Raw genomic sequence first — 5,736 nt, forward strand, 5'->3', positions numbered from 1 at the left:
AACCGTAGCCGGTGGCGCACAGCTGAAACTGGCCGATGTATTGAATGTCGGTCAAGCGGCTCCGGTGAAAATCGATGGCGACAAAGGTGAAGTCAGCGGCTTGAGCAATACGACTTTGGGTGGCAATGATTTTGCCCAAGGTAAACGTGCAGCGACCGAAGAGCAGCTGAATGCGGCCCAAGATCAGTTGGTGAATGTATTGGGTGGCAATGCGGCCAATAATGGCGGCAACATCAGCATGACCGATATTGGCGGTACTGGTGAGAACAATATCCACGATGCAATCAAAGCCGTTAATGCAACTGCCAATCTGCCTTTGACTTTCGGCGGCGACAGTGGCAAAGACGTTGAACGCAAACCGGGTACGAAGCTAAATATTGTTGGCGGTCAAACCGATGCAGCCAAACTTTCAGACGGCAATATCGGCGTTGTAGCGAATGGTTCTGATAAGTTGGAAGTCAAATTGGCTAAAGACTTGGCAGTTGACAGCGTGAAAGCCGGCGATACCACAGTCAATACTGACGGCGTGAAAGTTGGCGATGTCAATCTGACTAAAGCCGGTTTGAACAACGGCGGCAACAAGATTACCAATGTTGCAGCCGGTACCGATGATACTGATGCGGTGAATGTTGCTCAGTTGAACAAAGCTGCGGCTGCGGCTAAGACTGAAGTCGTTCAAGGCGATAACATTGTTGTTACTCAGGATGTCGGTGCCAATGGCCAAACCATTTACAAAGTGGCTACCGATAAAAACCTGAAAGTCGACAGCGTTACCGCAGGCGATACCGTGATGAATAATGACGGTGTGAAAGTCGGCGATGATGTTGCATTGAACAAAGACGGCTTGAAAGCAGGTGATGTGAACCTGACTAAAGCTGGCTTGAACAATGGCGGCAATAAGATTACCAACGTTGCGGCCGGTACGGATGACACCGATGCAGTCAATGTTTCCCAACTGAAACAAGCTGCGGAGGCATCTAAGACTGAAGTCGTTCAAGGTAAGAACATCGTTGTGACGGAAAAAACAGGTGACAAAGGTCAGACTGTTTATGAAGTTGCTACCGATAAAGACTTGGACGTTGACAGCGTGAAAGCCGGTGATACTACTGTCAACAATGATGGTGTGAAAGTTGGTGATGACGTTGCATTGAACAAAGACGGCTTGAAAGCAGGCAAGGTAAACCTGACTAAAGACGGCTTGGACAATGCGGGCAACAAAGTAACCAACGTAGCAGATGGCGATCTCAATGCCAACAGCAAAGATGCCGTCAACGGCAGCCAGTTGTACGCAACCAACCAAAACGTAGCCAACAACGCCGCGACGATTGCCAAAGGCATCAACTTCGGCGGTACGACCGGTAGCAACAACTATGCGTTGGGCAATACCATCAACGTTAAAGGCGACAGCAACATCATCAGCGAAACCGTAGCCGGTGGCGCTCAACTGAAGTTGGCTGACGAGATTAGCGTGAAGACAGTGAATGCCGATACCTTCAAAGCAGGCGATACTGTGATGAACAATGACGGCGTGAAAGTTGGCGATAAAGTTGCATTGAACAAAGACGGTCTGACCGCAGGCAATACCGTGGTCAACAACGATGGCGTAACCATCGCTGCACCGACTGAAAGCAATCCGAACAACCAAGTCAAATTGTCTCCTGTCGGTCTGAACAACGGCGGCCAACGCATTACCAACGTGGCTCCGGGTAAAGACGGTACAGACGCGGCAAACGTGAACCAGTTGATTGGCTTGGGCAACGAATTGCAAAACAACATCAACCAAGTAGGTAAGAAAGCCTACGCGGGTGTGGCCGGTGCGATTGCCCAAGGCTCGATTCCGCAAGTAACCCGTCCGGGTGCGACCGGTATCGGTGTCGGCAGCGGCTACTACGGTGGTCAGTCTGCCATGGCCATCGGCGTGTCTGCGATGAGCGACGGCGGCAACTGGATTGTCAAAGGCAACTTCTCGGCCAATACCGACGGTCATGTCGGTGTCGGTGCCGGTGCGCTGTATCAGTGGTAAGTTGGCAATGACAGGCAACTAGATTTGCTGCCTGAATAGGGAGGCCGTCTGAAATTTTAGGTTTCAGACGGCCTTTTTTTCTGAAAACACTTGAATTTAGGCTATCTGAAACGATATGCTTCATCTATTTACCGCATGACTCTGAAAGAGAACAAATGAGCAAAACCATCCATTATTTGAAAGACTACGCCGCGCCAGCGTACCGTATTCTGAAAACCGACCTGCATTTCGATATTTTAGAACCGCAAACCATCGTCAAATCTAGTCTGACCGTTCAACCTGAAAGAGCAGGGGAGCCATTGGTATTGGATGGTTCGGCAAAACTGCTGTCTGTGAAAGTAAACGGCCGGGTCGTAGATTATGTGTTGGAAGACGAAAAACTGACGATTGCCGGCGTGCCGTCTGAAAACTTCACGCTGGAAGTAGAAACCGAAATTTTGCCGGCTGAGAACAAATCGCTGATGGGTCTGTATGCTTCCGGTGGCAATCTGTTTACCCAATGCGAACCGGAAGGTTTCCGCAAAATTACTTTCTACATCGACCGTCCGGATGTCATGTCTAAATTTACCACCACCATCGTTGCAGACAAAAAACGCTATCCGGTGTTGCTGTCTAACGGCAATAAAATTGATGGCGGCGAGTTTTCAGACGGCCGTCACTGGGTGAAATGGGAAGACCCGTTTGCCAAACCGAGCTATCTCTTTGCTTTGGTGGCAGGCGATTTGGCGGTAACGGAAGATTATTTTACAACCATGAGCGGCCGTAAGGTCAAAATCGAGTTCTACACCACTGAGACAGACAAACCTAAAGTCGGTTTTGCCGTGGAATCGTTGAAAAATGCGATGAAATGGGACGAGATACGTTTTGGCTTGGAATACGACTTGGATATTTTCATGGTCGTTGCCGTGGGCGATTTCAATATGGGCGCAATGGAAAACAAAGGTTTGAATATTTTCAACACCAAGTTTGTGCTGGCCAACAGCCGTACCGCGACCGATACCGACTTTGAAGGCATCGAATCTGTTGTCGGCCACGAATATTTCCACAACTGGACGGGCAACCGCGTGACCTGCCGCGATTGGTTCCAATTGTCGCTGAAAGAAGGTTTGACCGTTTTCCGCGATCAAGAGTTTTCCGGCGACCGGGCCAGCCGTGTGGTACGCCGTATCGACAATGTCCGTATGCTGCGCTTGTTCCAATTCCCAGAAGATGCAGGCCCGACTGCGCATCCTGTCCGCCCGGCCAGCTATGAAGAGATGAACAACTTCTACACCATGACCGTCTATGAAAAAGGTGCGGAAGTAGTGCGCATGTATCACACCTTGCTCGGAGAAGAGGGCTTCCAAAAAGGCATGAAGTTGTATTTCCAACGCCACGACGGTCAGGCTGTGACTTGTGATGATTTCCGTGCCGCAATGGCAGACGCAAACGGTATCAATCTTGATCAGTTTGCCTTGTGGTACAGCCAAGCCGGTACGCCGGTTTTAGATGCTCAAGGCCGTCTGAAAGATGGAGCGTTTGAATTGACGATCAAACAAACTATTCCGGCTACGCCCGATATGGCGGACAAACAGCCGATGATGATTCCGGTCAAAACCGGTTTGCTGAATGAAAAAGGCGAAGCGGTTGAGTTTGAATATCAAGGTAAACGGGTGAAAGAGGCGGTTTTGGTATTGACTGAAGCCGAGCAGACTTTTGTATTGGGCGGCGTCAATGAGCCGGTTATCCCGTCTCTGCTGCGTGATTTCTCTGCGCCGATTACCTTGAACTATCCGTACAGCGAGCAAGAATTGGCCACTTTACTGGCGGCAGATGAAAATGAGTTTGCCCGTTGGGAAGCTGCTCAAACCTTGTACCATCGCGCCATTAACGCCAACCGTCAGGCATTGGCGGAAGGCCGTCCTTTGCCGGAACATAAAGCATTGATGGATGCTTTGGCTTTGGTGGTTTCCGGTGATTTTGATCCGGCATTCCGTGCCATTTTGCTGCAAATGCCGTCTGAAACCGATGTATGGGCGGAAGAAGAAAATATTGACCCTATTCAGGTTCATCAAGCGCGAGAAGCCTTGCTCAATGCTGTTGCCGTCAAGTTCCTGCCTCAATGGCGCGAGCTGAACCGTCAAGCTGCCGAGCAAGAAAACCAGGCTGATGCTGCTGTTCGTTATGAATACAGCCCGGAATTGGCCGGCTGGCGCACTTTGCGCAATGCTTGCAGGGCATTTATCCTTCGTGCTGACGCAGCGCATATCGAACACGTTGCGGAAAATTACGAGGCAATGGCGCAAAACATGACACACGAATGGGGTATCTTATCCGCAATCAACAGCAATGAAAGCGAAATTCGCGATCGTTTGTTGACGAAATTTGCCGATAAATTCGCCGATGATGCCTTAGTAATGGACAAATACTTTGCTCTGATTGCTTCAAGCCGCCGCAAAGATACTTTACAGCAAGTTCAGACGGCCTTGAGTCATCCTAAGTTCAGTATTGAAAACCCGAACAAGGCCCGTTCTTTGTTGATCAGTTTCAGCCGCAATATTCCACATTTCCATGCAGAAGATGGCAGCGGCTACCGCTTTGTAGCCGATAAAGTGATGGAAATCGACCGTTTTAATCCGCAAGTTGCTGCTCGACTGGTGCAGGCTTTCAACATCTGCAACAAATTGGAAGCCAACCGCAAAGCCGTCATGACCAAAGAATTGCAACGAATCCATGCACAAGAAGGTTTGTCCAAGGATGTGGGCGAGATTGTCGGTAAGATTTTGAATGAAAAATAAAGCCTGAGACCTTTGCAAAATTCCTTTTCCCCAACAGCCGAAACCTAAATAAAGGTTTTCGGCTGTTTTTGTTTCACATATCCACTGATTCTACTCAAATACCCCCTTAATCCTCCCCGGACACCCGATAATCAGGCATCCGGGCCGCCTTTTAGGCAGCAACAGGCGCACTTAGCCTGTTGGCGGCTTTCAAAAGGTTCAAACACATCGCCGTCAGATGGCTTTGTGCACTCACTTTGAGCAGACCAAAATAGGCTGCCCGCGCATAGCGGAATTTACGGTGCAGCGTACCGAAACTTTGTTCGACCACATAACGGGTCTTCGACAAATATCGGTTGCGTTTGGTTTGCGCTTCCGACAGCGGATGTTTGCGGTGGGCTTTGCGCATAATGCCGTCCAGCAACCGATGTTCTTCCAGATGTTGCCGGTTTTCCTCACTGTCATAGCCTTTGTCGGCATAGACGGTCATATCTTTGGGCAGTTCTTCCAACAAAGGCGACAGGTGTTTGCACTCATGGGCATTGGCGGGGGTAATGTGCAGTTTCTCGATATAGCCTTCCGCATCGGTACGGGTATGTTGTTTGTAACCGAGTTTGTAGAGGCCGTTTTTCTTTGTTCAGCGGGCATCTTTATCTTTACTCGGTGTGGTTTGACCGCTGACTTGTCCTTCTTCATCGACTTCTATGGCCTGGCGCTGTTTGCTGCCGGCGGTCTGAATAATGGTGGCATCAACGACGGCGGCGGATGCTTTCTCTACTTTTAGGCCTTTTTTGGTCAATTGTCGGTTAATCAGTTCCAACAGTTCGGACGGGGTGTCGTCTTGCGCCAGCCAGTTGCGGTAGCGGCATAAGGTGCTGTAATCGGGGATGCTTAGTTCGTCAAAGCGGCAAAACAGGTTGAAATCGATGCGGGTGATGAGGCTGTGTTCGAGTTCGG

Annotated in this window: 2 protein-coding genes and 1 pseudogene; 2 read left to right on the forward strand and 1 reads right to left on the reverse strand. The window is 49.8% G+C overall.

The window, feature by feature from the left end; translation table 11 throughout:
• A partial coding sequence (locus HMPREF2952_RS06505) for a YadA family autotransporter adhesin (RefSeq protein WP_210386317.1) occupies positions 1 to 2,023 on the forward strand: 2,023 nt, incomplete at its 5' end.
• Positions 2,024 to 2,178: 155 nt separating this feature from the next.
• Complete coding sequence (gene pepN / locus HMPREF2952_RS06510) at positions 2,179 to 4,800, forward strand: aminopeptidase N (protein ID WP_004521024.1); 2,622 nt, start codon at positions 2,179 to 2,181, stop codon at positions 4,798 to 4,800.
• Between the two features lie 151 nt (positions 4,801 to 4,951).
• Here the strand turns inward: pepN and HMPREF2952_RS06515 are convergent.
• A pseudogene (locus HMPREF2952_RS06515) lies at positions 4,952 to 5,736 on the reverse strand (IS5 family transposase); the annotation flags it as partial.

The sequence above is a fragment of the Neisseria sp. HMSC068C12 genome (assembly GCF_001814095.1).
Taxonomy (GTDB): Bacteria; Pseudomonadota; Gammaproteobacteria; order Burkholderiales; family Neisseriaceae; genus Neisseria; species Neisseria perflava.

Bases quoted from the DNA above. Each gene is read 5' to 3' on its own strand.
- pepN (WP_004521024.1), top strand. From the start codon at position 2,179: ATGAGCAAAACCATCCATTATTTGAAAGACTACGCCGCGCCAGCGTAC.